We start from the raw sequence: 24484 nt of genomic DNA on the forward strand, positions 1-24484 counted from the left end.
GGCGCCGGTCACCGCACGTCGACGTAGTCGCTCCCGCCGGTCGTCGCGGTGGAGGCCGCGTCGCCCGGGTACGTCCAGCGGAACGAGCCGTCCGCCGTCGCCTTCACCGTGGTCTTGAGCTTGCCGCTGGTGTCGGTCTTGACGGTCTTGACGGCCGTCCAGGTGGTCGTGCCCTTCTTCGAGTACTGCAGGGTGACCGTGCGGGAGCCGTACCCCTGGTAGGTCCAGCTCTCCCAGCCGGCCCGGGTCAGCGTGCCCGTCACGGTGATGGTCCGGCCCTTGGTGACCGGCTCCGGCGTCGCGTCGATGACCAGCTTGCTGACCCGCTTCACCCCGACAGTGCCGGCGGCGTGCCGGTCGGTGAAGCCGTCGCCGCCGGACGCGCGGGCCCAGGCGGCAACGGTCCAGGCGCCGGACAGCGCGTTGCGGGCCGCGTCGACCTTGACGTCCATGGTGAACCGGGCCGTGCAGACCGACGAGGTGTCGCTGATCTTGTCGCAGTCGGCCGGACCGGACGCCAGCACCACACCGTCCGGCGCGGAGTAGCCACCGTGATAGAGGTAGGCGTCACCGGTGGCGATGCCGGCCGGGTCCGTCGCGGTGAAGGCGACGGTGAAGACCCTGGTGCCGGACACGCCGAAGGTCAGGTCGGCACCGTCGTTGACCACGACATTCGTGATCTTCGTAGCGCCGGCGGTCTCGTCGGCCGGGGCGGCGGGACCGGCGAAGGCGCGGATCACCGTACGCCGCAGCCGGCCGTCCTGATCGCCGGTCGCGGTGACCCGCAGCGACACGAAGGCCGCCGTGGCCGGCACGGCGAGCGAGGCGTCGTCGAGCTCGGTCCACTCGGCGCCGTCGTTCGTCGAATACTCGACCTTGTCGACCGCGGCCGCGCCGCCGCCCCGCGCGGACGCCGAGGTGGTGACCTCCACGGCGCCGGCCGCACGGTTGCGCGCATCCAGGCCGGAGACGTCGACGCCGAGGTCGATCAGCGGCAGTGGCCCGTCGTCGGACGCCCGGAAGTCCCACTCGCTGCGGACCTTCGTCGAGAGCTGCGACCAGGCGACCCGCCGGGTGATGGTCTGGTCGTAGTGGTGGACGGCGCCGTCGGCGGTCAGCTTGCCGGTGACCGTGGCCCGGGCGTCGGAGCCGGGGCTACCGGCCGCGTCGGCGTACGAGGCCGGCTCGTTCATGCGCAGCTCTCCGCCCTCGCGGACCGAGGAACCGGGTCCACGCGGCAGGAACGGCCCGGCGCCGACGGTCGTGCCGGCCGAACTCCCGGCGGGCAGCGCGCGGTCGGGCAGCACCAACGCGCTGTCCCCGGCACCGAGGGTGAGCTTGCGGTGCAACGTCGGACCGGGCGTGACGTACTCGGTGACCGTGCCCGGCAACTGCACCGGCGACTCCAGATAGGACCCGCTCCACTTGTCCTTGAGCGCGGACCCCAGCGCGGCGTTCGTGTTGACACCCTGCGCGCGCAGCGTGGTGACGGTCTTCGCGAGCTGGGCGGTGGTCACCTTGGCGATCGGCGCGGCGGGCACGCTGGGCCAGGACCGCTGCAGGTCATACCGGTACGGGCTGGGTACGGCGGCCGACGAACCGGCCTTGGTCTGGAGCTCGTGCAGGCGCAGGGTCACCCCGGTCACGGCGTACGGCGTCACATAGGTCTTGGCCGGGCCACCGCTGGTGAAGCCGACCTTGTCCTGGGGGCCGACCTCCAGCCAGTACGCCGCCGTGGATCGCGTGGCGGTGGCGTCATCGGTGAGGAAGCCGGTCTCCTTGGCGCCGGACTCGGCGAACGAGACCGAGAGCGCGGCGTTGGTGACCGTGAACGTGCGGACGAGCAGGTAGTTGCGCTGGCGGAAGTAGCCGTACCGCGCGACGGCGAAATAGTCGCCCGGGGGCAGCTGGGCGGTGCCGTTCGGGCTGTCCCCGTCACCCTGCACGACGTGGTACTGCCAGGTGCTGCGGTCCCAGACGTACATGAACTTGCCGGAGACGGGGGTGCTCGCGGTGATGGCGAACTTCACCTGATACGTCGCCGCGGCACTCGCGGCCGGCGGCGCCAGAGTCAGACCCAGGGCGACCACCAGAGCGGCCGCGGCGGTGCGCAAGATTCTCACCATCGGGCCACATTAGAGCCACGGCCCGCCGCCCGGGGTCCCCTGATCGGCCACACAGTCCTGTTCGGCTACAGGAACGCCTCGGGGTCGAAGGCGTCCAGGTCGATGATGCGCACCCGGGGCAGCACGCTGGTGAAGCAGCCGGCGTCGAACTCCAGGTCGAACAGGGCCAGGCCACTGTCGACCAGACCGGCGAAGCCGCCGTTGAAGAACTCGGGAAACCCGATCACCCCGACCCGGCGGCCGTCGTCGCCCAGCAGACGCGTGACGTGCGGCAGGAAGTCACCGTCGTGACTGGCCAGCAGCACATCGCCCGGCCGCCGGCCGATCGCGTCCAGGGTGCGCTGGATGCCGATGTCCACGACCTTCTGATGCGGCGCACCGGACAGCGGGACGGGCCGGTAACCCATCGACTGCAACGCGCGGATGAACGGGGTGGGCAACACCCCGGACGACGCGTTCAAGAAGAAGAGGGCAGTGACCGGCTGACCCCACTGATCCTCGGCGAACTGCCGCAGCCGCTCCCACCGCGGCCGCTCCTCGGAGTTGGGCCGGCGCTCGAGGATCTGCTGCCCGAGCGTCGAATCGATGTTCTCGCCATCGATGATGAGGTACGTGACAGCGTCGGCCATGGGGCTACCTCAGACGTCGGAGCGGAAATACCGCAGTTTAGAACCTCGGCGAAGAGCACGAGCGCCGAAATACCGCAAAACCGGGTGCGACATGCGCAGACGTCGCACGTCGCGGCTTACCGTCGACCAACGTCGAGGCAAGAGGTAGATGTCGAGCGTCTACTAGACGAGCGACTATCACCCGCACCATACTGGACACGTGTTCGAACAAGTTGGCGCCACCGTCGCGTCGTCCCGGTCGCCATCAGTGAGCCCTTACACTCGGAGGTCCCGCAACCAGCGACAGCTCAGCCTGTTCAGCGACCTGGAGTCTCCCCTGTCACCCACGCAGCAGCCCGATCCGCTCGACAACCATGGCGAGATCTTCACTCGTCGTTGGGTCGTGGAACTAATCCTCGACCTCGTCGGATACGACGCCGCTGACGCATTGGTCGACCGGGTCGCCGTCGAGCCGGCATGCGGACATGGGGCCTTTCTTCTTCCCATGGCCGAGCGGCTGATCGAAAGTTGTCGGCTGCATGGACGAACGTTGTCCGACGCTACCGGGGCAATTCGCGCCTACGACCTGCTTGCCGCAAATGTCGATGCCACCCGCACGGCGGTAGCCGCCCTCCTCATCCGCAACGAGGTTGAACCGAGGACAGCGCGTAAGTTGGCCGAGGCCTGGATCGTCCAGGATGACTTTCTGCTCGGTGAGCGGGACGAGGTCGCCGCCGACTTTGTCATAGGAAACCCGCCGTATGTTCGGCTTGAAGACATTCCGGCGGCGCGCTCGAACGCCTATCGCGAGATGTGCCCCACGATGGGTGGACGAGCTGACATCTTCGTCGGGTTCTACGAGCAAGGCTTGCACTCACTGAAGCCCGGAGGACGACTGGCATACATCTGCGCCGACCGGTGGATGAGAAATTCGTACGGCAAGGCCCTGCGTGGCCTCGTCGCTGCCGACTACGCCGTCGAAGCCGCAATCACCATGCATGATGTCGACGCCTTCGAGGAACAGGTCGCCGCATATCCCGCCATCACAGTCATTCGGGCGGGGACCCAAGGCAGAGCAGCCATCGCCGACACGACGGCGGCGTTCGGCGAGGCCGAGGCCGTGGCACTGAGCCGTTGGTTCCGGCAAGACGAATCTGAGCCGCTGCACCAGCCAGGGGTGTCAGCGGCCTGGTTGAATCACTGGTTCACCACCCAGGCGGGATGGCCGACCGGCAGTCCAGATCGTCTTGCGCTGATCGTCGATCTGGAAGAGCGCTTCCCGCTACTCGAAGACACCGGAGCGAAAGTCGGGATCGGACTGGCCTCCGGCGCAGACGAGGTCTACGTCACCAAGGACAGCACCGTCGCCGAGAAGGCGCGGATGTTGCCCATGGTGATGCGTGGCGACCTGAATTCCGGGGAGGTGGACTGGTCCGGGCACTATCTGGTCAACCCGTGGAGTCCGCAAGGCTTGGTCGATCTCGCAGAATGGCCACGCCTCGCCGCTTACTTCCGGCGACACTGGGATGTACTCGCCAGCCGAAACGTGGGCCGCCGGAATCCCGGACGCGAGCATCGAACCATCGACCGCGTCATCGAAGGGCTCCAGCAACGGCCGAAGCTGCTACTTGCGGACATGAGCCGGCGCATCTGGCCGGTCTTGGACAAGGGCGAGTTCTATCCTCATCACAACTTGTACTGGATCCACGAGGACGAAAGCGACTGGGATCTGGAGGTTCTCGGCGGCCTTCTGCTCAGTGACGTCGCAGAGCTGTTCATCTCGACATACTGCGTGCGGATGCGTGGCGGGACGCTGCGATTCCAGGCCCAGTATCTTCGCCGCATCCGGGTGCCTCAGTTCTCCGCTATCAACTCTGAGGCCCGCGATGCACTGAAGGTCGCCTTCCGGGCAAGGGATGTCAGTGCCGCCACTGAGGTAGCCCTGCAGCTCTACGGCATCCCGCAAATTCCGTCCTGACAACCACCCGCCGGATGCGCTCAGGCAAAGCCATGTAAGGTCTTTCCACCCTTCGATGCTTGGGAGACCGAACACAATGGACGGTAGAGCTGCGGCACGTGTCGAACTCGCGCTGAGAACCTGGCTGGACGTGCGCCGCGCGCAAGCAGAAACGTCGATGGCATCTGGGCGTGGCCAAGAGGGCCGACGAAGTGCCGTCACCGGTGGCCGGCACATGGACGCCGTGCATCAGCTGGTCGCCGACGAGATCCACGCGACCGGAGCGGCAGGGCTGCACATTCACAAGAACAAGGGCGCCACCCTGCCCGGATTTTACCGGGCCACCAAGTCGTGGGACCTGGTGCTGGTGCAAGACGGAATTCCCGTCCTCGCGGTCGAGTACAAATCAATGCTCGGGAGCGAGGGAAAAAATCTTAACAATCGAGCGGATGAGATTTTTGGGGTGGCCGAGGACACGCGCCAGGCTGAGCTCAACGGGCTTCTCCCCCCGCAGATGCGGCGCGCCTACATCTTCGTCATGGCCGACAACGCGGACACCAGTCGACCCGTGGGGGTCAGCCGCACGCTAGGCGTAGCTGACCCGATCTTCGACGGCGCCTCATATGTGCAGCGCATGGCCATCATGCTGAGACGTATGCGGGAGAGCGGCCTTTTCCATATGACGTGGGCCGTTGCCGTCAAGGAAGAGCCCTTCTCTTGGAGCGAGCCTGATCCCGAAGTCGGCTGGGATCGCTTCGCGGCCGACTTGCATGCCGCATTCAGGACCGGAATGCCCGAAGCTGACCCCGACCGGCCCTGACCAACGCTGAAGCGGTGGCGCTCCGCCCACTCCGGGCTAGACGTTGAAGCGGAACTCGACGACGTCGCCGTCCTTCATGATGTAGTCCTTGCCTTCCATGCGGACCTTGCCCGCTGCCTTGGCCGCGGCCATCGAGCCCGCCGCCATCAGGTCGTCGTAGCTGACGATCTCGGCCTTGATGAAGCCTCGCTGGAAGTCGGAGTGGATCACGCCCGCTGCTTCCGGGGCGGTCGCGCCGACCGGGATCACCCAGGCGCGGGCCTCCTTCGGGCCGGCCGTCAGGTACGTCTGCAGGCCCAGGGTGTTGAAGCCGACCCGGATGAGCTGGTTGAGTCCCGGCTCGGTCTGGCCGGTCGACTCGAGCAGCTCCATCGCCTCGTCCTCGGGCAGGTCGATGAGCTCCGACTCGATCTTCGCGTCCATGAAGACCGCCTCGGCCGGGGCCACCAGGGCGCGCATCTCGTCCAGGAACGCCGCGTTGCCCAGTTCGGCCTCGTCGACGTTGAAGACGTACAGGAAGGGCTTGGTGGTCAGCAGGTGCAGCTCGGCGAGCAGCTCCAGCTCGATGCCCGCGGCCTTGGCCCCCGTGTACAGGGTCGTGCCCTCGTCGAGCAGCTTGAACGCCGCCTCGGCGGCCGCCACGGTGGGCAGCCGGTCCTTCTTGAGCTTGGCTTCCTTCTGCAGGCGGGGCAGCGCCTTCTCGACCGTCTGGAGGTCGGCCAGGATCAGCTCGGTGTTGATCGTCTCGATGTCGTCGGCCGGTGCCACCTTGCCGTCGACGTGCAGCACGTTCGGGTCGGAGAACGCGCGGACCACCTGGCAGATCGCCGAGGCGTCGCGGATGTTGGCCAGGAAGGCGTTGCCCCGGCCCTGGCCCTTGGACGCGCCCCGGACCAGTCCGGCGATGTCGACGAACGAGACCGGCGCGGGCAGGATCTTCTCGGAGCTGAAGATCTCGGCGAGCTTGCCCAGCCGCTCGTCGGGCAGCCCGACCACGCCGACGTTGGGCTCGATCGTCGCGAACGGGTAGTTCGCGGCGAGCACGTCGTTCTTGGTCAGGGCGTTGAACAGAGTGCTCTTGCCGACGTTGGGCAGGCCGACGATCCCGATGGTAAGGCTCACGACAGGCCAGTCTACGGGGCGCGCCATTCGTGCAGGACGGTCCCGTCCTGGGTCCAGTCGGGGGTGATGACCTCACCGGCGACGACGGTGACCCGGGCCAGGATGCTGTACGTGTCCCCGGGCCCGTACCGCCGCTGGAGGTGGTTGCGGTTACGGTCCCGGAAGCGCGGGTCGGTCAGCGTGCGGACGGCGGCGTACGTGCCCCGGCCGTGGGCGCCGTTGCAGATGGTGACCGACCGCATCCGGTTGAACGGGTTCGGCGCCCGGCAGAAGTGCGCGACGTCCTCGACGAGCCGCAGGTCCGGCGCCGTGCCTTCCAGCTTCGAGCGGAACGTCGCCGAGTGCCCGTCCTCGTCGACCACCCGGAAGCCGGCGGCGTCCCGGTCCCGGGTGACCGGAAGGTTCAGGGCCTGCGTCACCCGGCGGGTCATCGGCCCTTCGATGCCGCCCAGCAGCACAAGGTGATTGGTGACGTCACTCTGGTCCAGTTCGTCGGCGAGCTTGCGGTGCACCGGCACGCCGGGGTTGGCGGCGCAGACGTGACCGTAGAGCTCCATCAGGGCGTCGAGGTCGGAGTAGGCGTACAGCTCGACGTAATCGGGGCTTTCCGGGGAGAGGTGCGCCCGCAGCCGGGCGCAGACCAGGGTGATCGGCGACCGGTCGGCGAAGTGCCACAGGCCTTCCCACGGCGACCGGGTCGTCAGCTCGTCGCTGCCCGGCTGCCCCGCCGGGACGGCCGAGGGGGTGGCCGAGCGCAGCTCCAGCAGCTCCCGGCGGAGTTGCTCGAAGCGGTCCAGCTCCTCGCCGTCGAGTTCCTCCAGGGCCGGCAGCCGGCCTTCGGCGGGCGCGCGGGCGCCGGCGAACAACCGGGCATACGCGGTCAACCAGTCCTCGGACGGGACCGCTTTGCCCTTCTCCCAGGAGGAGATCAGCGGGACGCTCTTGTGGAAGGCGCGGGCGACCACTCCCTGGGTGACCGGTTCGCCGTTGAAGCCCCTCTCCCGCAGCCCGCGCAGGCGATCGCCGAGGCGCCGCTTCCCGCCGTCCATCATCGCCGGCCCTTCAGCCCTACTTCAGTTTTCCACTGAACGTGCGCACCGCGAGGGGTGCTACGGGCGGCGATTACCCCTGAAAGCCGCAATCATGCTTCAGCGGGCGCTGAAGTCGGGCTACCGGCTGGTCAGCCCCAACGGGTTGTCGGCCATCGTACGGAGCTGGGTCACCATGGTCCGGGCGTCGCCGTCCGGGTTGCCGGACAGCGCCTCGGCCAGGGCCCGCAGCTGTGCACCGGGCAGCTGCGCCATACCCACCCCGTGCAGCGGGATCGTGACGCTCGGGCCACCCGCCGGGTCCGAGGCGATCAGGGTCGGCGCCTGCACCACCGACTCACGGCTCGTGCCCCGGTTGCGGCGGTAGGCGGTCGCGCCCCCGGTGATCGTCGCCGTCGCCAGGTCGGCCGTGCGGCTGCGCAACGCCGTACGCACCGTCACCCGCGTGCCCTCCAGCCAGGCCGCCGTGCGCAGGGCGCTCAGTGCCAGGTAGAGCCCGACCAGCATGAACGGGATGCCGAGCAGACCGATCAGCCGCAGCGGGCCGAAGCCGTCGCCGCCGTTGAACCAGCTGCCGTCCGAGATGCACTCGCGGACCGACGGGGGCAGCATCTCCGGCGGGATGCCCGAGACCTCCGACGCGCCCGGGCAGGAGTCGTCGGCGCCGAACGCGCGGCCCAGCCAGCCGTCGACCACGAAGGGCAGCAGGGCGAACGCCGCACCGGCGGCCGCGAAGACGAGGCCGAACGCGACGCCGAAGGCCTTCTGGGCCGGTGGGGAGCCGATCGACAGCCGCAGTCGCTCAGTGATCACGGCCCGAAGCATACGGGCCACACAGTCATGTCCGAATCCCGCCAGCCGAGCGCCCGGCCCGGGGAGCAGACTGAGGTCCATGGAGTTGGACTTCGAACGGTGCTACCGGGCCGTCGACAGCCGTGACCAGCGGTTCGACGGCTGGTTCTACACCGCGGTCCGGACCACCGGGATCTACTGCCGGCCGTCCTGTCCGGCGGTCACCCCCAAACGCGAGAACGTCACCTTCTATCCCAGCGCCGCGGCGGCGCAGCGGGGCGGCTTCCGGGCCTGCCGCCGGTGCCGGCCCGACGCCGCCCCCGGCTCCCCCGAATGGGACCTGCGGGCCGACCTGGTCGGGCGGGCCATGCGGCTCATCGCCGACGGGGTCGTCGACCGCGAGGGCGTGCCCGGCCTGGCCGGCCGGCTCGGCTACACCGAGCGCCACCTCAACCGGCTGCTCACCGCCGAGCTCGGCGCCGGGCCGCTGGCCCTGGCCCGGGCCCAGCGCGCGCAGACCGCGCGCATCCTGATCGAGACCACCGACCTCGGCCTGGCGGACATCGCGTTCGCCGCGGGTTTCGGCAGCGTGCGGCAGTTCAACGACACCATCCTCGAGGTGTACGCGCGGTCGCCGAGCGCGCTGCGGGAACGCCGGACCGCCCGGCAGCCGGAGGCGGGCACCATCAGCCTGCGGCTGGCGTTCCGGGCACCCCTGCACGCCGGCGCGTTGCTCGGGTTCCTGGCGACCCGGGCCCTGCCGGGCATCGAGGAGTGCGACGTCACGACGTACCGGCGGGGGTTGAATCTGCCGCACGGGAGCGCGACCGTCGCGCTCACGCCGGGCGACCGGTGGGTCTCCGCGACGCTGCGGCTCGCGGACGTCCGCGACCTCGCGCCCGCGGTCGCCCGCTGCCGGCGGCTGTTCGACCTGGACGCGGATCCGGTCGCCGTCGACGGCATGCTGGGTGCCGATCCCGCGCTGGCGGCGGCGGTGCGGGCCGAGCCGGGGGTACGGGTCCCGCGCGCGGTCGACGGCTTCGAGCTGGCGGTACGCGCGATCGTGGGCCAGCAGGTCTCGGTCGCCGGCGCCCGCCTGACGCTGAGCCGCATGCTGCCCCCGACCGCCGCCGGTGAGCTGCGCGGCTTCCCGGACGCGGCCACCGTGGCGGAGCTGGGCGACACCGCGTTCCGGATGCCCGCCGCTCGCCGGCAGACCATCCGCGCGCTCGCCGAGGCGGTCGCCGACGGCAAGCTCGACCTGGAGCCCGGCGCCGACCGCGAGGAGTCCGTCGCCCGGCTGCTCGACCTGCCCGGCGTCGGCGCCTGGACCGCCGGTTACGTGGCCATGCGGGCCATCGGCGACCCCGACGTGTTCCTGCCCACCGACGTGGCGGTCCGGCGCGGCGCGCGAGCGCTCGGCCTGCCCGACTCCGCCAAGGCGCTGGCCGCGCACGCCGAACGCTGGCGGCCCTGGCGCTCCTACGCCCTGATGAGACTCTGGAGAGCAGCATGATGCAGTACTCGACCCTCGACACCCCGGCCGGACCGTTCACCTACGTCGTCAGCTCCGCCGGGGCCGTACGGGCCAGCGGGTTCACCACCGACGTACAGGCTCTGCTCGCCCTCGTCCATCCGGCGCTGCTGGACGAGGTGGAACCGGTCGACGACGCCGGCGGGATCGGCGTGGTGGTGCGGTCCTATCTGGACGGTGACCTCGGTGCGCTGGACGCCGTACCGGTGGAGCAGCGGACCGGCGGGCCGTTCATGACCCACGCCTGGCAGGTGATGCGCGAGATCAAGCCGGGCGCGCCGCTGACCTACCGAGGCTACGCCGAACTGGCCGGGCGGCCCGCCGCGATCCGGGCGGCCGCGGCGGCTTGTGCGCGCAATGCCGCCGCGTTGTTCGTGCCCTGCCACCGGGTGGTCGGCACGGACGGGACGCTGCGTGGCTACCGCTGGGGCCTGGACGTGAAGACCTGGCTGCTGGCTCACGAGAGCCACGGCGCCTAGCTGTTCGACATCGAAGATCAGCTGTTCGGCCGTACCCGGTGCCCTTGATCCTTTGATTGGGTCGGACGTCCGCTGTCGTCCGGCCCGGAAAAGGTCTTCATGCGCACAATGGCGCCGCTGCACCGCAAGCGAGTCGTCCGGGCCGCCTTCGGTGTGGCGGTGATCCTGCTCTCGACGCTGACCCTGGCGCAGGCGGACGCGACGATGAGCGCCGGCGCGGCGGCGACCGTGCAGCCCGGCACCTTCTCCGGCAAGGCCTTCGACGCCTGCACGGCACCGTCCAGCGCGACCATGGCGGCGTGGCGCAAAGCCTCGCCGTACCGCGGGATCGGCATCTACGTCGGCGGAAACAACCGCGGCTGCACCCAGAAGAACCTCACCGCCGGCTGGGTACGCACCCAGGTCGCGGCCGGCTGGCACCTGATCCCGCTGTACGTCGGCCCGCAGGCGTCCTGCACGACGACCAAGAAGAAGAACCTGATCAGCAACACGAAAGCGGCCGCGCAGGGAGCCACCGCCGCGCAGGACGCCGTGGTGCAGGCCCGCGCGCTCGGCCTGGCCGCGCAGAGCGTGCTGATCTACGACATGGAGGCGTACCGGACGAACGACGCCGCCTGCCGCAAGGGCGTGCTGGCCTTCATGAGCGCCTGGACGGCCAAGCTGCACGACCTGGGCTACCTGTCCGGCTTCTACAGCAGCATGGGCTCCGGCGTGGCCGACCAGGTCGCCAACTACGCCGCCCCCGGCTACGTACGCCCCGACTACCTCGACTTCGCCCGCTGGGACAAGGTCGCCACGCTGACCGACACGGGACTGCCCGCCACCCACTGGTCCCCGCACCGCCGGATGAAGCAGTACCAGGGCGACCACAAGGAGACGTGGGGCGGCGTCACCATCAACATCGACAGCAACCTGGTCGACTTCGCCCCGCTGCCCGCCGCGAAACTGGCCGACCACAACGGCAACGGCTGGTCGGACGTCCTGGCCCGGACCTCCAGCACCGGCAACCTGTTCCTGTATCCGGGCAACGGCACGTACGCCGACGAGAAGACCCGCAAGAAGCTCGGCAGCGGCTGGCAGACGATGAACTCGATCGTCCGGATCGGCGACCTCAACCGCGACGGCTACCCCGACGTGGTGGCCCGGGTGGCCGCCAACGGCTACCTGTACTTCTATCCGGGCCGCAGCAGCGGCAGCCTCGGCACGCGCAAACTGCTGTCCAAGGACTTCAAGAAGATGCGCGAGATCACCGCGATCGGCGACCTGAACAAGGACGGCTACCCGGACCTGGTGGCGGCCCAGACCAGCAACCACCACCTGTACCTCTACCCGGGGGTGAAGGGCACGAAGCTGGCCGGCCGCAAACTGATCGCCAAGGGCGGCTGGGACCAGCGCAACGAACTGACCGGCGTGGGCGACTTCAACCGCGACGGCCACCCGGATCTGATGGTCCGCCAGGGCAAAGCGGGCCAGCTGTTCCTGTACCCGGGGCGTAAGGGGACGCTCGGTGCGAGGAAGCAGCTCGGTACCGGGTGGAACAACAAGCGGGATCTGCTCGGGGTGGGCGACTTCGACCGGGACGGGTACACGGACCTGGTGGCGGTGCTCAAGACTCCGGGCAGCCTGATGCTCTACCGGGGTACGGGGAGCGGGCTGCGGCCGGGCCTGCGGTTGGCGACCGGCTACAAGGGACGGTCACCGCTCTTCTGAGCCCGCCCGGGTCGGGCGCGGGTCCGTCATGCGGACTCGACCGGAAAGACGTGATGCGGGCCGCCCCGGACCAGCACCCGCCATGACTCGACCCGTCCGGAGGAGTCGACGAATGCCCGCAGCGAATAGCCGGGGTGCCAGGTGACGGCGAGATCCCCCCGTTCGCCCACCGTCACGTCCTCGACGACGGGCCGGCGGTGACCCAGAATCGCCGTGAGCTGCCCGGCCCGGTCATCGTAGACCGTGGAGAAATTGTCGAACGCCTCCGGCTGACTGCCCGTGCGCGCGAAACGCATGTCCCGGGAACCGACGATGACACCGTCGCCTCGCTGCACCCGGAACGGGCATTGAAGATGAACGCCGACGGCCTCACCGCCCGCGCCGACAAGCTCCAGCACACCCATATCGGCAGCTCGGCCCAGGCTCCGGACGGTCGCCCCGACCAGCAGCGCCCGGATGGCTTGTGCGTCAACCACAGGACTTGAACATCCCTTCGCCTTTCGCCACCTGCGTGGTCTCGGAGTGGGCAGCCGTCACCTCGACGCGGCAATCAGAAGCTACTGCGGCGGCGACCACCTCGGCCTCACCGGCTCGCTCCCTGGGCTTCACCGGCTTCTCGGCCACCGGTGCCGCGGGCGCGGCAGCAGCCGGACGGACGAACACAGAAGCGGACTGGAGAACGATCGTCGCCGCCGCTCGCGGATACCGCTCGTCCTTCCGCCGCAACCGCCCTACGCTGGCCGCATGACGGAGCCTGCAAGCGGCCGGATGCCCGACCGCCCGACCCTCGACGGACTGGAAGACAAGTGGGCCGCCCATTGGGAGGCCGAGGGGACCTACCGGTTCGACCGGTCGGTAGCCGAGCGGGCCAACGTCTACGCGATCGACACCCCGCCGCCGACCGTTTCCGGTGAGCTGCACATGGGGCACGTCTTCTCCTACACGCACACCGACACCGTCGCGCGGTTCCAGCGGATGCGGGGCAAGGCCGTCTTCTATCCGATGGGCTGGGACGACAACGGGCTGCCGACCGAGCGCCGGGTGCAGAACGTCTACGGCGTCTACTGCGATCCTGCACTGCCGTACGACCCGCAGTGGCAGCCGCCGGCCGCGCCGCCCAAACAGCCACTGCCGGTTTCGCGGCGTAACTTCGTGGAGCTGTGCGGCCGGTTGACCGTCGAGGACGAGAAGGTCTTCGAAGCGTTGTGGCGGCGGCTCGGGTTGTCGGTCGACTGGGCGCTGACCTACACCACCATCGGCGCGCGGGCTCAGGCCGTCTCGCAGCGGGCGTTTCTCGACAACCTGGCCCGGGGTGAGGCGTACACGTCGGAGGCGCCGACGTTGTGGGACGTCGGGTTCCGTACCGCTGTCGCCCAGGCCGAGATCGAGGACCGGGAGCGGCCCGGGGCGTACCACCGGTTGCGTTTTCACGGCCCGGACGGGCCGGTCGAGGTCGACACGACCCGCCCGGAGCTGCTGCCCGCCTGCGTCGCGCTGGTCTGCCCGCCGGAGCATCCGCTGGCCGGCACCACCGTGCGCACGCCGCTGTTCGACGTCGAGGTGCCGGTGCGGGCCCATCCGCTGGCCGAGGCCGGCAAGGGCACCGGCATCGCGATGGTCTGCACCTTCGGTGACCTGACCGACGTCATCTGGTGGCGGGATCTGCAGTTGGAGACCCGGGTGGTGCTCGGCCGCGACGGCCGTTTCCTGGCCGACCGGCCGCCGGGCGTCCCGGCTGCGGCGTACGCGCAGTTCGCCGGGCTCACCGTCAACGCCGCCCGCCGCGAGATGGTCCGGCTGCTCACCGAGACGGGTGATCTGCTGGGCGAGCCGCGGCCGATCACCCATCCGGTCAAGTTCTACGAGCGGGGCGACTCGCCGCTGGAGATCGTCACCAGCCGGCAGTGGTTCATCCGCAACGGCGGGCGTGACGCTCAGCTGCGGGACGAGCTGGTGGCCCGCGGGGACGAGCTGACCTGGATCCCGCCGCACATGCGGCACCGCTACGACCACTGGGTCAACGGCCTGACCGGGGACTGGCTGGTCAGCCGGCAGCGGTTCTTCGGTGTGCCCGTGCCCGTCTGGTACCGGCTCGACAACGCTGGCGAGCCGGACCACGACAAGCTTCTCATACCGGATGTTTCAGCGCTGCCGGTCGACCCTTCCTCGGAGTGTCCGCCCGGATTCACCGAGGAACAGCGCGACGTGCCCGGTGGCTTCACCGCCGACCCGGACGTCATGGACACCTGGGCCACCTCGTCTCTGACCCCGCAGATCGTCGGCGGCTGGGGCAGCGACGAGGACCTCTTCCGACGCGTTTTCCCGATGGATCTGCGGCCACAGGGCCAGGAGATCATCCGGACCTGGCTGTTCTACTCGATCGTCCGGTCGCACGCCGCGCACGGGACGCTGCCGTGGCGCACCGCCGTGCTCTCCGGCTGGATCCTCGACCCCGACCGCAAGAAGATGTCCAAGTCCAAGGGCAACGTCGTGACCCCGATGGACCTGCTGGTGCAGAACGGCGCCGACGCGGTGCGCTACTGGGCCGCCAACGGGCGCCCCGGCGCCGACCTGGCGTTCGACCCGGCGCAGATCAAGGTCGGCCGGCGGCTCGCCACCAAACTGCTCAACGCGTCCAAGTTCGCGCTCGGGCTGGGTGCGGCGGACGCGCTGCGGCGGCCGGTCACCGCGGACCTGGACCGGGCGGTGCTCGCCCGGCTGGCCGAGGTCGTGCAGGCGGCCACGGCGGCGTTCGACGCGTACGACCACACGACCGCGTTGCAGGTGAGCGAGGCGTTCTTCTGGACGTTCTGCGACGACTACATCGAGCTGGTCAAGGACCGGGCGTACGCCGAGGGGCCGGGCGGCGACTCGGCCCGGGCCACGCTGGCGGCCGGGCTCTCGGTGCTGCTGCGGCTGTTCGCGCCGTTCCTGCCGTACGCGACCGAGGAGATCTGGTCCTGGTGGCGCTACGGCTCGGTGCACAGCTCGACGTGGCCGACGACGTACGAGCTGACCCGGGTCGCGCCCGGCGGCGATGCCACCCTGCTCGACCTGGCCGGGGACGCCCTGCGTCAGGTCCGCCGGGCCAAGTCGGACCGCAAGCTGTCGATGAAGGCGGACGTGCCGCTCGCCGAGGCTCTGGGCCCGGCGGAGGTGCTGGACCGGCTCGCGCTGGTCGAGGACGACCTCAAGGCCGCGGGCCGGATCGCCAAGCTGGACCTGCTGCCCGGCCGGACCACGGAACTGGTGATCGCCAGCGCTTTCTGAAGCTGGCACCGGGGACGTCACCGACACGGCAGCATAGGGGTCATGTCGATCCCGCCCGACGAGGTCGCGCCGCCGGCCGACGACGCCGTGCTCTTCCGGTCGTCGCCGTGGCGCACGTTCGCGCTGCTGGCCGGCACCCTGCTGGTCGCCTACGTCGTCGTGTCCCCGCTGGTCGCGCTCATCCTGGGCGCCCCGGACGACCCGTGGTGGTCCACGCTCGCGCAGGGTGCGGTGATCGCCGTCCTGGTCGCCGGGGCGTACTCGCTGTCGGCCCGTTCCGCGCTCAGCACCTGGGTGCGCGCGTCCTCGGGCGGCCTGGAACTGGCCGCCCAGGGCAGCGACCCGGTCCTGCTGGCCTGGCCGGACATCGACCACGTGGTGGTACGCCGGGACGGCCTGCGCACGGTGCTCGACGTGACCCCGGTCGACCTGGACCGGGTGCACCCGGTGTCGGAGGAGGACGAGGGCTGGCCGGCGATCCGCGACGACGACGCCGATCCGCAGGGCCGGCCGGCCTTCACCGCGGACCTGACCCAGGTGTGGCCGGGCCCGCGGGCGCTGCGCCGGGAGCTGGCCCGCCGCATGCACTGAGCGCGGTCACCGCCCGGGCTCAGAAATCGCCGCCGCCACCGAAATCGCCGCCGCCGAAATCGCCGCCGCCGAAGTCACCGCCGCCCCAGTCGCCGCCGCCGCCGAAGTCGCCGGCCTGGGTGGAGTCGCCGGCGTCGCCGCCGAAGTCACCGCCGGCCGCGTCCTGGAAGCCGTCCTGGTAGCCGTCGCCGTAGCCCATGTCGCCGAAGCCCGGTGAGAGCAGCGCGTCGAAGATCAGCATGCCGCCGAGCACACCCGCGCCCGCACCCAGCGCCGTCTTCCAGACCGGCGTCGAGTACCAGCCCGACGGGACCGGGCGGCCCTGCACCCGGCCGCCCGGGTAGTAGTACGGGGTGTCGGGACCCGGCTGCGGGCCGGCCTTGTACTGGTGTCCCTGGACGTTGACCTCGCGCTCGCGGGTGAGCTGCCCGGCGCCCTGCGCACTGGCCAGCGGCGGCAGGTCGGGACCGGGGTCGATGCCCATGGCCAGCCGGGCCGCGCGCACGTACGCCAGTCCCTCCAGGGCCGACTCGCGGGCCAGCTCGAACTGGCGCACCGACTTGGCCTGCTGCAACTGTCCACCGGCGGCGTTGTAGCGCTCGCTCGCGTCGGCCAGCGCCTGCCGGGCCGCCGGGTCGTCGCCGTGCAGGTTCATCACCTGCCCGCCGAGCCGCTCGTACCAGCGCTGGGCCTCGGCGCGGGCGTCCTCGAGCCGGTTCTGCTCACGAGTCGCGCCGCTGCGCCGGGCGAGGGTGACGACAACCAGGACAACGGCGATGATCAGAACCAGAAGCAGCAACACCTTCATGTCTCGACGGTACCCTCGCCGATCTCGTCGTACCCCTCTGGCAAGCTCCGAGGGTGACCTTCTCGACGCTCGCCGTGGTGCTCATCTGTCTGGGGGTCGGCGCCGCCCTCGGCTGGTCGGCTGCCCGGCTGCGCGCCGCCACCGACATCGCCCGGCTCGAGGCCACTCTGCAGGCCGGCCGGGACGGTGAGGGCCGGCTGGAGCAGTCTCTGCGGTCACTGTCCTACGAGGCGACGGCGCAGTCCCAGGAGGCGGTGGCCCGCGCGGTCGCCCCACTGCACGAGACGCTGCGCCGCTACGAGCAGCGGGTGACCGAGCTGGAGCGCGACCGCGTGGACGCGTACGCCGAGCTCCGGGAGCAGGTCCGCTCGATGGGCACGGTCTCCGGTGAACTCCGCACCGAGACGAAACAGCTGGTCGCGGCGTTGCGCGCGCCGCAGGTCCGGGGTCGTTGGGGCGAGCATCAGCTGCGCCGCATCGTCGAGGCGGCCGGGCTGCTCGACCACTGCGACTTCAGCGAGCAGGTCACCGGGGCGACCGACCACCAGGGCGTACGCCCCGACATGCTGGTGCGGCTGCACGGTGGACGTTCGGTGGTGGTCGACGCGAAGGCGCCCTTCGACTCGTACCTGTCCGCCATGGAGGCCCGCGACGAGCGCACCCGCGACTCCCACCTCGACCAGCACGCCCGGGTGCTGCGCGGGCATGTGGACGCGCTGTCGGCCAAGGCGTACTGGACGGCCTTCGATCAGACGCCGGACTTTGTGGTGCTCTTCGTGCCGGCCGACCCGTTCCTGGACGCGGCCCTGCAGCGCGACGCCACTCTGATGGAGCACGCGTTCAGCCGCAACGTGGTGCTGGCGACCCCGGCGACCCTGGTCGCGCTGCTGCGCACGGTGGCCTACTCGTGGCGGCAGGAGGCGCTGGCCCGCAACGCACTCGAGGTGCACAGCCTGGCCCGCGAGCTCTACGGCCGGCTCTCCACCCTCGGCGATCACGTCGGCAAGCTGGGCACCTCGCTCAGCGGCGCCGTGACCGCCTACAACCGCGCGGTCGGGTCGCTGGAGTCCCGGGTGCTGGTCAGCGCGCGCAAGCTGGCCGAGATGGGCGTCTCGGACGAGGAGCTGGCCGTGCCGGCCCAGGTCGAGCTCACCCCGCGCCAGCCGCAGGCACCCGAGCTATTCGACGACAGCCGTGGCCTTTTTTAGCGCGGCCGCCGCCTTCATGTCGCGGCGCAGCTCCTGCGGCAGCGAGAAGGTCAGCCGCTCCTCGGCGGTGGTGAATTCGGTGACCTCGCCGAAGCCCCGGTCGGCCAGGTGCGCGAGCACCTCCATGACCAGGTCGTCGGGCACGCTGGCGCCCGAGCTGACCCCGACGGTGGTCGCGCCGGCCAGCCACTCGTCCTGGATCTCGGCGGCGTAGTCGACCAGGTGGCCGGCTCGCGCGCCGGCACCGAGCGCCACCTCGACCAGGCGCACCGAGTTCGACGAGTTGGTCGAGCCGACCACGATCACCACGTCGCACTCCGGGGCGATCTCCTTGATCACGTGCTGGCGGTTCGACGTGGCGTAGCAGATGTCGTCGCTGGGCGGCGACTGCAGCAGCGGCAGCCGGGTCTTGAGCCGGGCGACGGTCTCCATCGTCTCGTCCACCGACAGCGTGGTCTGGGAGAGCCAGACGACCTTGGCCGGGTCCCGGACCACGACGTTCTCCACGTCGTCCGGCCCGTCGACGAGCTGGATGTGCGCCGGGGCCTCGCCCGCGGTGCCGATGACCTCTTCGTGCCCCTCGTGCCCGATGAGCAGGATGTCGTAGTCGTCGGCGGCGAACCGCTTGGCCTCGTGGTGCACCTTGGTGACCAGCGGGCAGGTCGCGTCGATCGCCTTGAGATTGCGCTCGCGGGCCTGCTCGTGCACCTCCGGCGCGACGCCGTGAGCGGAGAAGACGACGGTCGACCCCTCGGGGACCTCCTCGTTCTCCTCCACGAAGATCGCACCGCGGCTCTCCAGCGTGGTGACGACGTGCTTGTTGTGCACAATCTGCTTGCGCACGTACACCGGGGCGCCGTAGAGCTTGAGCGCCTCCTCGACGGTCTGCACGGCGCGGTCGACACCGGCGCAGTAGCCCCGCGGCTTGGCGAGGAGCACGCGCTTGCGTCCTGGGCTGATCGGGTCGGCAGTCACCCGGCCATGGTACGTGCCCCCGGCCGCCATCAGCAGGCGTGCGACGGGCGCCACAGCCCGGCGACCGGCCCGGCCGGCGGCGCCACGGCCTGAGCCAGGGGTGATCACGCGCCCGCGCGGCATACTCGTGCGGTGGATGCGACAAGCAAGACGATGCGGGACCGGGCCGGTGCCGCCGTACGGGGCGTGCTCGGCGCGGTGAGCCTCGTCGGCGGCCTGACCTGGATCCTGCTCAACCTGGGCGCGCCGAGGCCGGTGACCGACATGATCGTCGGCGTGGTGCTGGCGATCGGCGGCCTGGTGCTGCTCATGCCGCACCGCGTACCCCTGCCCGGCCGGACCACCGCGGCGGCGACGATCGGGGCCGCGGTGGCGGGCACCCTCGGTGGTGGCCTGGCGGAGAGCACCCAGCTGGGCGGAATGTACGTGTACCTGGCCAGCCGGGGCTGGCCGTCCGCCTGGATCGCGCGGGCGGGCTCGGGCGGCGATCCGGCGACCGCCCGGCAGGTCGCTGAGCAGTCGCGCTGGCAGCTCGACGCGGTCAACCTCGCCGCGAACGTGTACTTCTGGGCGTTCGTGGGGCTGCTGCTGGTGACCGCCGCCGGGCTGGTCCGCCGCGACTCGCGGACTTCGGAGCCCGTCCTCACCGGCCGTTTCGGCACGTAGCACGATCGCCGGGCGCGATACTCGGGCGATGAGCGCCGTGGGCAACGCCGGTGCACCCACCGGGGCGCCCGGCCTGTGGGGTTCTTTCGGGGGTGGCCTGCGGCTGCTGGTCGGCTGGTTCAGCGTGGCCATCGCGATCCTGAACGTGCTGGTCGACATGGACCACGCGCCGGACCGGGCGTACCTGCTGTTCCACGCCATGCTGCTGGTCGGCGGGTCGCTGCTGATCTCGCTCGGCCGGAGCGCCGCCGGCACCGGACCGGCGGGCTGGTCGGCCGGCGCGGCGCTGCTGGTCGGCGGGATGTTGTTCAGCGCGCTGCCGGTCATCGACGCGGTGTGCTGCATGACCACCTTCTCGGTCCGCCACGGCTACCCGTTCACCTTCCTGGCCCGCAACGACGGCGGCGGCTGGCACGTCGACAGTCAGCACCTGCTGGCGGATCTGCTGTTCTGGGCGTACGCGGGCCTGGTCCTGCTGGCGCTGGCGCGCCGCGCCACCCGGCCCCGCGCCGGGGGGTGAAGCGCCCGTAGGCTGGCCCGGTGAGTCAGCCCGAGCAGCCCGCGAAGTCGAGCGCCGAGGAGCCCTGGCCGGTCCGGGTGGTCAGCCAGAAGATCGGCGCCTGGGTCGCCAAGCTGGGCTGGGTGTGGGTCGACGGTCAGGTCGCGCAGATCAGCCGCCGTCCCGGCGCCAGCGTGGTGTTCCTGACCCTGCGGGACCCGTCCGCCGACCTGAGCCTGACCGTCACCGCCCACCGCGATGTGCTCGACGCCGGTGCGCCCGAGCTCGCCGAGGGCGCCCGCGTCACGCTGCACGCCAAGCCCGAGTTCTATCCGGCCCGCGGCTCGCTGAGCCTGCGGGCCGACGAGATCCGCCAGGTCGGCCTGGGTGAGCTGCTCGCCCGGCTGGAACGGCTGAAGAAGCTGCTCGGCGCCGAAGGCCTGTTCGCCCGGGAGCGCAAGCGCCGGCTGCCGTTCCTGCCGCAGCGGGTCGGCCTGATCACCGGGCGGGCGTCCGCGGCGGAACGCGACGTGCTGATGAACACCCGCCGCCGCTGGCCGTCCGTGGACTTCCGGGTGATCAACGTGCCGGTCCAGGGTCCGACCGCGGTGCCGCAGATCATCGACGCGCTCAAGGTGCTGGACAACGACGACACGGTCGACGTGATCGTGCTGGCCCGCGGCGGGGGCAGCGTCGAGGACCTGCTGCCCTTCTCCGACGAGGCGCTGTGCCGGGCGGTGTTCGGCTGCCGTACGCCGGTGGTCAGCGCGATCGGGCACGAGACGGACGCGCCGCTGATCGACTACGTGGCCGACGTACGCGCGTCCACCCCGACCGACGCGGCCAAGCGGATCGTGCCGGACCTCGGCGAGGAGACCGCGCTGATCGAGCAGGCCCGCCGCCGCCTCGACCGCGCGGTGATCACGCTGGTCGACCGCGAGACGCACCGGCTGGAGTCCTGGCGGTCCCGGCCGGTGCTGGCCCGCCCCGAGGTCCTGGTGGACCAGCGGGCCGCCGATGTGACCGGCCTGCGGGACCGGGCCACGCGGAGCCTGGACCAGCGGCTGCGCCGCGCCGACGACGACCTGCGGCACACCCTGGCCCGGCTGCGGGCCCTGTCGCCGCGGGCGACCCTGGAACGCGGGTACGCGATCGTGCAACGGGCCGACGGCCATGTGGTCCGCGCGGCCGGCGAGGTGGAGACCGGAGACGTTCTCCGGGTACGGCTGGCCGACGGCGAGCTTCGAGCGGGAGTGCAGGAATGACGGACGAGAAACTCACTTACGAGCAGGCCCGGACCGAGCTGGCGACAGTGGTGGAACGGCTGGAGCAGGGCGGCAGTTCGCTCGAGGAGTCGCTGGCGCTGTGGGAGCGCGGGGAGAAGCTGGCGGACGTCTGCCAGCGCTGGCTCGACGGCGCCCGTGAGCGGATCGAGGCCGCCCGCGCCGCCCGGACGGACAGCTGACAGTCAGCGCAGCGACGAGGCGAAACTCTCCAGGCTCCTCGACTCCGCCTGGCCCACCACGATGATCGTGCGGCCCTTCTCCAGCAGCAGCAACGCGTTCTCGCCCTTGCGGGCCTCGTAGCGCTGCCAGGTGCGGGCCCCGTCGCTGTAGGTGCTGACCCCCTTGGGGTTCGCGCCCAGCTCGGCCGGCAACAGCTTCTCCGTCGGGATGCTGCTCTCGACGAGCAGGAGCGGGTCGTCGTCCGGGTCGACGTAGCCCAGTCGCAGGGTGGCGCCGTCGGTGTCGCGCTTGAAGGTCGCGCTGACCGTGTGCCAGTCGTCGCCCAGCCCCTGCGGCACGGCCACCGGGAAGACGGCGGCGCTGCGGGCCTGGTCGATCGTCGACTCGGCGTTCTCGACGCTGACCGGCTTGTCGCCGTCCAGCACGACGCGGTAGAAGAGCAGCAGCAGCACGATCGGCAGCAGCAGGATGCCCAGCGACAGCGCCATGTCGCGCGGGGACCGGCCACCGCGCTTGCCGACGGTCACGGGGTCGGCGGCGGCTTCGGGCGCGGGTGCTGCTTCAGGGGTGGCCACCTCTCCATTGTTAACCATGTCGCGGACACGGGACTTGGCGCATATCCGCGTGTGAGGATCTGTGCACCACACCCGCACCGTCGCGAGGAGGCCCCCATGCCCGTAGCGCAGAACCCACAGGATCTCGACCGCAACATCGCCCTCGATCTGGTCCGCGTCACCGAGGCCGCCGCCATGGCCGCCGGCCGCTGGGTCGGCCGCGGCGACAAGGAGGGCGGCGACGGCGCCGCCGTCGACGCCATGCGCAAGCTGATCAACTCGATCCAGATGCGGGGCGTCGTCGTGATCGGCGAGGGCGAGAAGGACAACGCCCCGATGCTGTTCAACGGCGAGGAGGTCGGCGACGGCACCGGACCGGAGGTGGACGTGGCGGTCGACCCGGTCGACGGCACGACGCTGATGAGCAAGGGGATGCCGGGCGCGGTCGCGGTGCTGGCCGTCGCCGAGCGGGGCGCGATGTTCGACCCGAGCGCCGTGTTCTACATGGAGAAAATCGCCGTCGGGCCGGACTGTGCCGACGTCATCGACATCAACGCGGGCGCGACCGAGAATCTGCGCCGCATCGCCAAGGCGAAGCGCTCCAGCGTCTCCGACGTGACGGTCTGCATCCTCGACCGGCCGCGGCACCAGAAGCTGATCGAAGAGGTCCGCGCGGCCGGCGCGAACATCAAGTTCATCTCCGACGGCGACATCGCCGGCGCCATCTCGGCGGCGCGCACCGAGTCGGACGTCGACGTGCTGATGGGCATCGGCGGCACCCCCGAGGGCATCACCGCGGCCTGCGCGCTGAAGTGCCTCGGCGGCGAGATCCAGGCCAAGCTGTGGCCGCTGGACGACTCCGAACGGGAGAAGGCCCTGGCCGGTGGGCACGACCTGGACCGGGTGCTGACCACCGACGACCTGGTCACCGGCGACAACTGCTTCTTCGTGGCCACCGGCGTGACCAGCGGCGACCTGCTCAAGGGCGTCCGCTACCGGGCCGGCGGCGCGCACACCCAGTCGATCGTGATGCGTTCCAAGAGCGGCACGATCCGGGTGATCGACTCGTACCACCGGCTGGAGAAGCTGGCCCTGTACTCGGCGGTGGACTTCGACGGGCACCTGCCGACGGTGCGCGAGTGACCCAGACCTCGGCTGCCCCACCCGCGGTCTCGACCGCGCGCCGGGCCGGCGGGGCGGGTCTCGCGATGGTCGCGGGGACCGCCCTGGCCGTGCAGTCGAGGATCAACGGCGAGCTCGCGGTGCGCCTGGCCGACCCGATCGGCGCCGCGACCATCTCGTTCGGCTCCGGCCTGCTGGTGCTGGCGGTGCTCGTGCCGCTGCTGCCGGCCGGCCGGGCCGGGCTCGGCCACCTGCGCGCCGCCCTGCGCGAGGGACGCATCCGGCTCTGGCAGTGCGTGGGCGGCATGTGCGGCGGTTTCCTGGTCGCGACCCAGGGCCTGACCGTGCCGACGCTCGGCGTGGCCGTTTTCATCGTCGCAGTGGTCGCCGGCCAGTCGTCGAGCAGCCTGCTGGTGGACCGGGCGGGCGCCGGGCCGGCCGGACCGCAGCCGGTGACCACCCCGCGGCTGGCCGGGGCGGTACTGACCGTCTGCGCGGTGCTGCTGGCGGTCGGCGACCGGATCGGTCACCCCAGCGCCCTGGCGCTGGCGGTGCTGCCGCTGGTGGCGGGCCTGGGCATCGCCTGGCAGCAGGCCGTGAACGGCCACGTCCGGGCCGTGTCCGGCAGCGCATTGGTCGCGGGCCTGGTCAACTTCTTCATGGGTACGGCGGTGCTGCTGATCGCGTTCGCGGTGTCGGTGGCCGTGCGCGGCTTCCCGACCCGGGTGCCCGAGGGTCCGTGGTGGCTCTACGCCGGCGGCACCCTCGGCATCGTCTTCATCGCCCTGGGCGCCGCGGTGGTGCGCTACACGGGCGTGCTGCTGCTCGGCCTGGGCATGATCGCCGGCCAGGTCACCGGCGCGCTGCTGCTGGACGAGGTGGTCCCGGGCGACGCCGGCCGGCCGGGGTGGAACACGGTCCTCGGCGCGGCCCTGACCCTGGCCGCCGTCGCCGTGGCAGTCCTGCCGACCCGGCGCAGCCGAGCCTGACTTACCCGGCCAACTCAGCCTGCCCCCGGCCTGGCTTGAACCCGCCCAGCCCGCCACCCGGCCCGGCTCGACCCGCCCGGCCCGGCGCGGCGGCACGGCCCGGCGCGGCTACCCGGCACGGCCGCCCAACACAGCGCGG

The 24484-nt window shown here is 70.9% G+C and carries 24 protein-coding genes; 14 read left to right on the forward strand and 10 right to left on the reverse strand.

What is annotated here, in order from left to right; genetic code table 11:
* Window positions 1–8: 8 nt before the first annotated feature.
* Both AB0C12_RS07540 and AB0C12_RS07545 read right to left on the reverse strand, forming a co-directional pair.
* On the reverse strand, window positions 9–2126 hold the full coding sequence (locus tag AB0C12_RS07540; RefSeq protein ID WP_360545266.1) for a hypothetical protein: 2118 nt from the start codon (window positions 2124–2126) through the stop codon (window positions 9–11).
* A 65-nt stretch (window positions 2127–2191) separates the two neighbouring features.
* Window positions 2192–2755, reverse strand: coding sequence for an NYN domain-containing protein (locus AB0C12_RS07545; protein WP_360545268.1), 564 nt, complete (start codon window positions 2753–2755; stop codon window positions 2192–2194).
* A gap of 199 nt (window positions 2756–2954) precedes the next feature.
* On the opposite strand from AB0C12_RS07545, the gene AB0C12_RS07550 reads away from it, so the two are divergent.
* Together AB0C12_RS07550 and AB0C12_RS07555 are read left to right on the forward strand one after the other, a co-directional pair.
* Window positions 2955–4712 carry an N-6 DNA methylase gene (locus AB0C12_RS07550; RefSeq protein ID WP_360545270.1) on the forward strand — a complete coding sequence of 586 codons (1758 nt, stop codon included), beginning with the start codon at window positions 2955–2957 and terminating at the stop codon, window positions 4710–4712.
* A 157-nt stretch (window positions 4713–4869) separates the two neighbouring features.
* A complete protein-coding gene (locus AB0C12_RS07555) occupies window positions 4870–5511 on the forward strand; it encodes a PaeR7I family type II restriction endonuclease (protein ID WP_360547048.1) in 642 nt (213 codons plus the stop codon).
* 36 nt (window positions 5512–5547) lie between these two features.
* Here AB0C12_RS07555 and ychF read toward each other — a convergent pair whose 3' ends face one another.
* The 3 genes from ychF to AB0C12_RS07570 form a co-directional block, all read right to left on the reverse strand.
* The gene (gene ychF, locus AB0C12_RS07560) at window positions 5548–6633 is read right to left on the reverse strand and encodes a redox-regulated ATPase YchF (RefSeq protein WP_360545272.1); all 1086 of its coding nucleotides are present in this window, start codon (window positions 6631–6633) and stop codon (window positions 5548–5550) included.
* An 11-nt stretch (window positions 6634–6644) separates the two neighbouring features.
* Window positions 6645–7685, reverse strand: a complete 1041-nt coding sequence (locus AB0C12_RS07565; protein WP_360545274.1) for a helix-turn-helix transcriptional regulator — start codon at window positions 7683–7685, stop codon at window positions 6645–6647.
* Between the two features lie 117 nt (window positions 7686–7802).
* Window positions 7803–8495 carry a hypothetical protein gene (locus AB0C12_RS07570; protein ID WP_360545276.1) on the reverse strand — a complete coding sequence of 231 codons (693 nt, stop codon included), beginning with the start codon at window positions 8493–8495 and terminating at the stop codon, window positions 7803–7805.
* Window positions 8496–8574: 79 nt separating this feature from the next.
* Between AB0C12_RS07570 and AB0C12_RS07575 the strand changes: the two genes are divergently transcribed.
* The 3 genes from AB0C12_RS07575 (at window position 8575) to AB0C12_RS07585 (ending at window position 12197) form a co-directional block, all read left to right on the forward strand.
* On the forward strand, window positions 8575–9990 hold the full coding sequence (locus AB0C12_RS07575; protein ID WP_360545278.1) for an AlkA N-terminal domain-containing protein: 1416 nt from the start codon (window positions 8575–8577) through the stop codon (window positions 9988–9990).
* The gene (locus AB0C12_RS07580) at window positions 9987–10487 is read left to right on the forward strand and encodes a methylated-DNA--[protein]-cysteine S-methyltransferase (RefSeq protein ID WP_360545280.1); all 501 of its coding nucleotides are present in this window, start codon (window positions 9987–9989) and stop codon (window positions 10485–10487) included. The genes AB0C12_RS07575 and AB0C12_RS07580 overlap by 4 nt, the downstream gene beginning before the upstream one ends.
* Window positions 10488–10586: 99 nt before the next feature.
* Window positions 10587–12197 (forward strand): glycoside hydrolase domain-containing protein, encoded by a 1611-nt coding sequence (locus tag AB0C12_RS07585; RefSeq protein WP_360545282.1) that lies wholly within the window; start codon window positions 10587–10589, stop codon window positions 12195–12197.
* Window positions 12198–12223: 26 nt separating this feature from the next.
* Here AB0C12_RS07585 and AB0C12_RS07590 read toward each other — a convergent pair whose 3' ends face one another.
* Both AB0C12_RS07590 and AB0C12_RS07595 read right to left on the reverse strand, forming a co-directional pair.
* Window positions 12224–12601, reverse strand: coding sequence for a hypothetical protein (locus tag AB0C12_RS07590; RefSeq protein ID WP_360545284.1), 378 nt, complete (start codon window positions 12599–12601; stop codon window positions 12224–12226).
* A 64-nt stretch (window positions 12602–12665) separates the two neighbouring features.
* A complete protein-coding gene (locus AB0C12_RS07595) occupies window positions 12666–12923 on the reverse strand; it encodes a hypothetical protein (protein WP_360545286.1) in 258 nt (85 codons plus the stop codon).
* A gap of 18 nt (window positions 12924–12941) precedes the next feature.
* Here AB0C12_RS07595 and valS point away from each other — a divergent pair, with 18 nt between their 5' ends.
* The gene (valS, locus tag AB0C12_RS07600; RefSeq protein WP_360545288.1) at window positions 12942–15467 is read left to right on the forward strand and encodes a valine--tRNA ligase; all 2526 of its coding nucleotides are present in this window, start codon (window positions 12942–12944) and stop codon (window positions 15465–15467) included.
* A 42-nt stretch (window positions 15468–15509) separates the two neighbouring features.
* Window positions 15510–16058 (forward strand): hypothetical protein, encoded by a 549-nt coding sequence (locus tag AB0C12_RS07605; RefSeq protein WP_360545290.1) that lies wholly within the window; start codon window positions 15510–15512, stop codon window positions 16056–16058.
* Between the two features lie 19 nt (window positions 16059–16077).
* Here the strand turns inward: AB0C12_RS07605 and AB0C12_RS07610 are convergent, their stop codons facing one another.
* On the reverse strand, window positions 16078–16866 hold the full coding sequence (locus AB0C12_RS07610; protein WP_360545292.1) for a hypothetical protein: 789 nt from the start codon (window positions 16864–16866) through the stop codon (window positions 16078–16080).
* A gap of 53 nt (window positions 16867–16919) precedes the next feature.
* On the opposite strand from AB0C12_RS07610, the gene AB0C12_RS07615 reads away from it, so the two are divergent.
* Window positions 16920–18074 carry a DNA recombination protein RmuC gene (locus tag AB0C12_RS07615; RefSeq protein WP_360545294.1) on the forward strand — a complete coding sequence of 385 codons (1155 nt, stop codon included), beginning with the start codon at window positions 16920–16922 and terminating at the stop codon, window positions 18072–18074.
* Here the strand turns inward: AB0C12_RS07615 and AB0C12_RS07620 are convergent.
* Window positions 18045–19079: a 4-hydroxy-3-methylbut-2-enyl diphosphate reductase gene (locus AB0C12_RS07620; RefSeq protein WP_360547050.1), complete on the reverse strand. Its 1035-nt coding sequence runs from the start codon at window positions 19077–19079 to the stop codon at window positions 18045–18047. The genes AB0C12_RS07615 and AB0C12_RS07620 overlap by 30 nt on opposite strands.
* Window positions 19080–19181: 102 nt before the next feature.
* Here AB0C12_RS07620 and AB0C12_RS07625 point away from each other — a divergent pair, with 102 nt between their 5' ends.
* The 4 genes from AB0C12_RS07625 to AB0C12_RS07640 are packed head-to-tail and all read left to right on the forward strand — an operon-like array spanning window position 19182 to window position 21679.
* Window positions 19182–19715 (forward strand): hypothetical protein, encoded by a 534-nt coding sequence (locus tag AB0C12_RS07625; protein WP_360545296.1) that lies wholly within the window; start codon window positions 19182–19184, stop codon window positions 19713–19715.
* A gap of 28 nt (window positions 19716–19743) precedes the next feature.
* Complete coding sequence (locus AB0C12_RS07630) at window positions 19744–20235, forward strand: hypothetical protein (RefSeq protein ID WP_360545298.1); 492 nt, start codon at window positions 19744–19746, stop codon at window positions 20233–20235.
* A gap of 20 nt (window positions 20236–20255) precedes the next feature.
* Window positions 20256–21479 (forward strand): exodeoxyribonuclease VII large subunit, encoded by a 1224-nt coding sequence (xseA, locus tag AB0C12_RS07635; RefSeq protein ID WP_360545300.1) that lies wholly within the window; start codon window positions 20256–20258, stop codon window positions 21477–21479.
* Window positions 21476–21679 (forward strand): exodeoxyribonuclease VII small subunit, encoded by a 204-nt coding sequence (locus AB0C12_RS07640; RefSeq protein ID WP_360545302.1) that lies wholly within the window; start codon window positions 21476–21478, stop codon window positions 21677–21679. Before xseA ends, AB0C12_RS07640 begins: the two co-directional genes overlap by 4 nt.
* A 3-nt stretch (window positions 21680–21682) precedes the next feature.
* Here AB0C12_RS07640 and AB0C12_RS07645 read toward each other — a convergent pair whose 3' ends face one another.
* A complete protein-coding gene (locus AB0C12_RS07645) occupies window positions 21683–22255 on the reverse strand; it encodes a DUF4245 domain-containing protein (RefSeq protein WP_360545304.1) in 573 nt (190 codons plus the stop codon).
* Window positions 22256–22351: 96 nt separating this feature from the next.
* On the opposite strand from AB0C12_RS07645, the gene glpX reads away from it, so the two are divergent.
* Window positions 22352–23377 carry a class II fructose-bisphosphatase gene (glpX, locus tag AB0C12_RS07650; RefSeq protein WP_360545306.1) on the forward strand — a complete coding sequence of 342 codons (1026 nt, stop codon included), beginning with the start codon at window positions 22352–22354 and terminating at the stop codon, window positions 23375–23377.
* A 65-nt stretch (window positions 23378–23442) separates the two neighbouring features.
* Window positions 23443–24345: a DMT family transporter gene (locus AB0C12_RS07655; protein WP_360547052.1), complete on the forward strand. Its 903-nt coding sequence runs from the start codon at window positions 23443–23445 to the stop codon at window positions 24343–24345.
* Window positions 24346–24484: the final 139 nt, after the last annotated feature.

Source organism: Actinoplanes sp. NPDC048967 (assembly GCF_040649415.1).
Lineage (GTDB): Bacteria > Actinomycetota > Actinomycetes > Mycobacteriales > Micromonosporaceae > Actinoplanes.

Excerpts from the sequence above, each read along its gene's own strand:
- AB0C12_RS07540 (WP_360545266.1), bottom strand. The coding sequence starts at position 2,126 with ATGGTGAGAATCTTGCGCACCGCCGCGGCCGCTCTGGTGGTCGCCCTG.
- AB0C12_RS07545 (WP_360545268.1), bottom strand. The coding sequence starts at position 2,755 with ATGGCCGACGCTGTCACGTACCTCATCATCGATGGCGAGAACATCGAT.
- AB0C12_RS07555 (WP_360547048.1), top strand. The coding sequence starts at position 4,870 with ATGGCATCTGGGCGTGGCCAAGAGGGCCGACGAAGTGCCGTCACCGGT.
- AB0C12_RS07565 (WP_360545274.1), bottom strand. The coding sequence starts at position 7,685 with ATGATGGACGGCGGGAAGCGGCGCCTCGGCGATCGCCTGCGCGGGCTG.
- AB0C12_RS07575 (WP_360545278.1), top strand. The coding sequence starts at position 8,575 with ATGGAGTTGGACTTCGAACGGTGCTACCGGGCCGTCGACAGCCGTGAC.
- AB0C12_RS07580 (WP_360545280.1), top strand. The coding sequence starts at position 9,987 with ATGATGCAGTACTCGACCCTCGACACCCCGGCCGGACCGTTCACCTAC.
- AB0C12_RS07585 (WP_360545282.1), top strand. The coding sequence starts at position 10,587 with ATGCGCACAATGGCGCCGCTGCACCGCAAGCGAGTCGTCCGGGCCGCC.
- AB0C12_RS07590 (WP_360545284.1), bottom strand. The coding sequence starts at position 12,601 with ATGGGTGTGCTGGAGCTTGTCGGCGCGGGCGGTGAGGCCGTCGGCGTT.
- valS (WP_360545288.1), top strand. The coding sequence starts at position 12,942 with ATGACGGAGCCTGCAAGCGGCCGGATGCCCGACCGCCCGACCCTCGAC.
- AB0C12_RS07605 (WP_360545290.1), top strand. The coding sequence starts at position 15,510 with ATGTCGATCCCGCCCGACGAGGTCGCGCCGCCGGCCGACGACGCCGTG.
- AB0C12_RS07610 (WP_360545292.1), bottom strand. The coding sequence starts at position 16,866 with ATGAAGGTGTTGCTGCTTCTGGTTCTGATCATCGCCGTTGTCCTGGTT.
- AB0C12_RS07620 (WP_360547050.1), bottom strand. The coding sequence starts at position 19,079 with ATGGCGGCCGGGGGCACGTACCATGGCCGGGTGACTGCCGACCCGATC.
- AB0C12_RS07630 (WP_360545298.1), top strand. The coding sequence starts at position 19,744 with ATGAGCGCCGTGGGCAACGCCGGTGCACCCACCGGGGCGCCCGGCCTG.
- AB0C12_RS07640 (WP_360545302.1), top strand. The coding sequence starts at position 21,476 with ATGACGGACGAGAAACTCACTTACGAGCAGGCCCGGACCGAGCTGGCG.
- glpX (WP_360545306.1), top strand. The coding sequence starts at position 22,352 with ATGCCCGTAGCGCAGAACCCACAGGATCTCGACCGCAACATCGCCCTC.
- AB0C12_RS07655 (WP_360547052.1), top strand. The coding sequence starts at position 23,443 with ATGGTCGCGGGGACCGCCCTGGCCGTGCAGTCGAGGATCAACGGCGAG.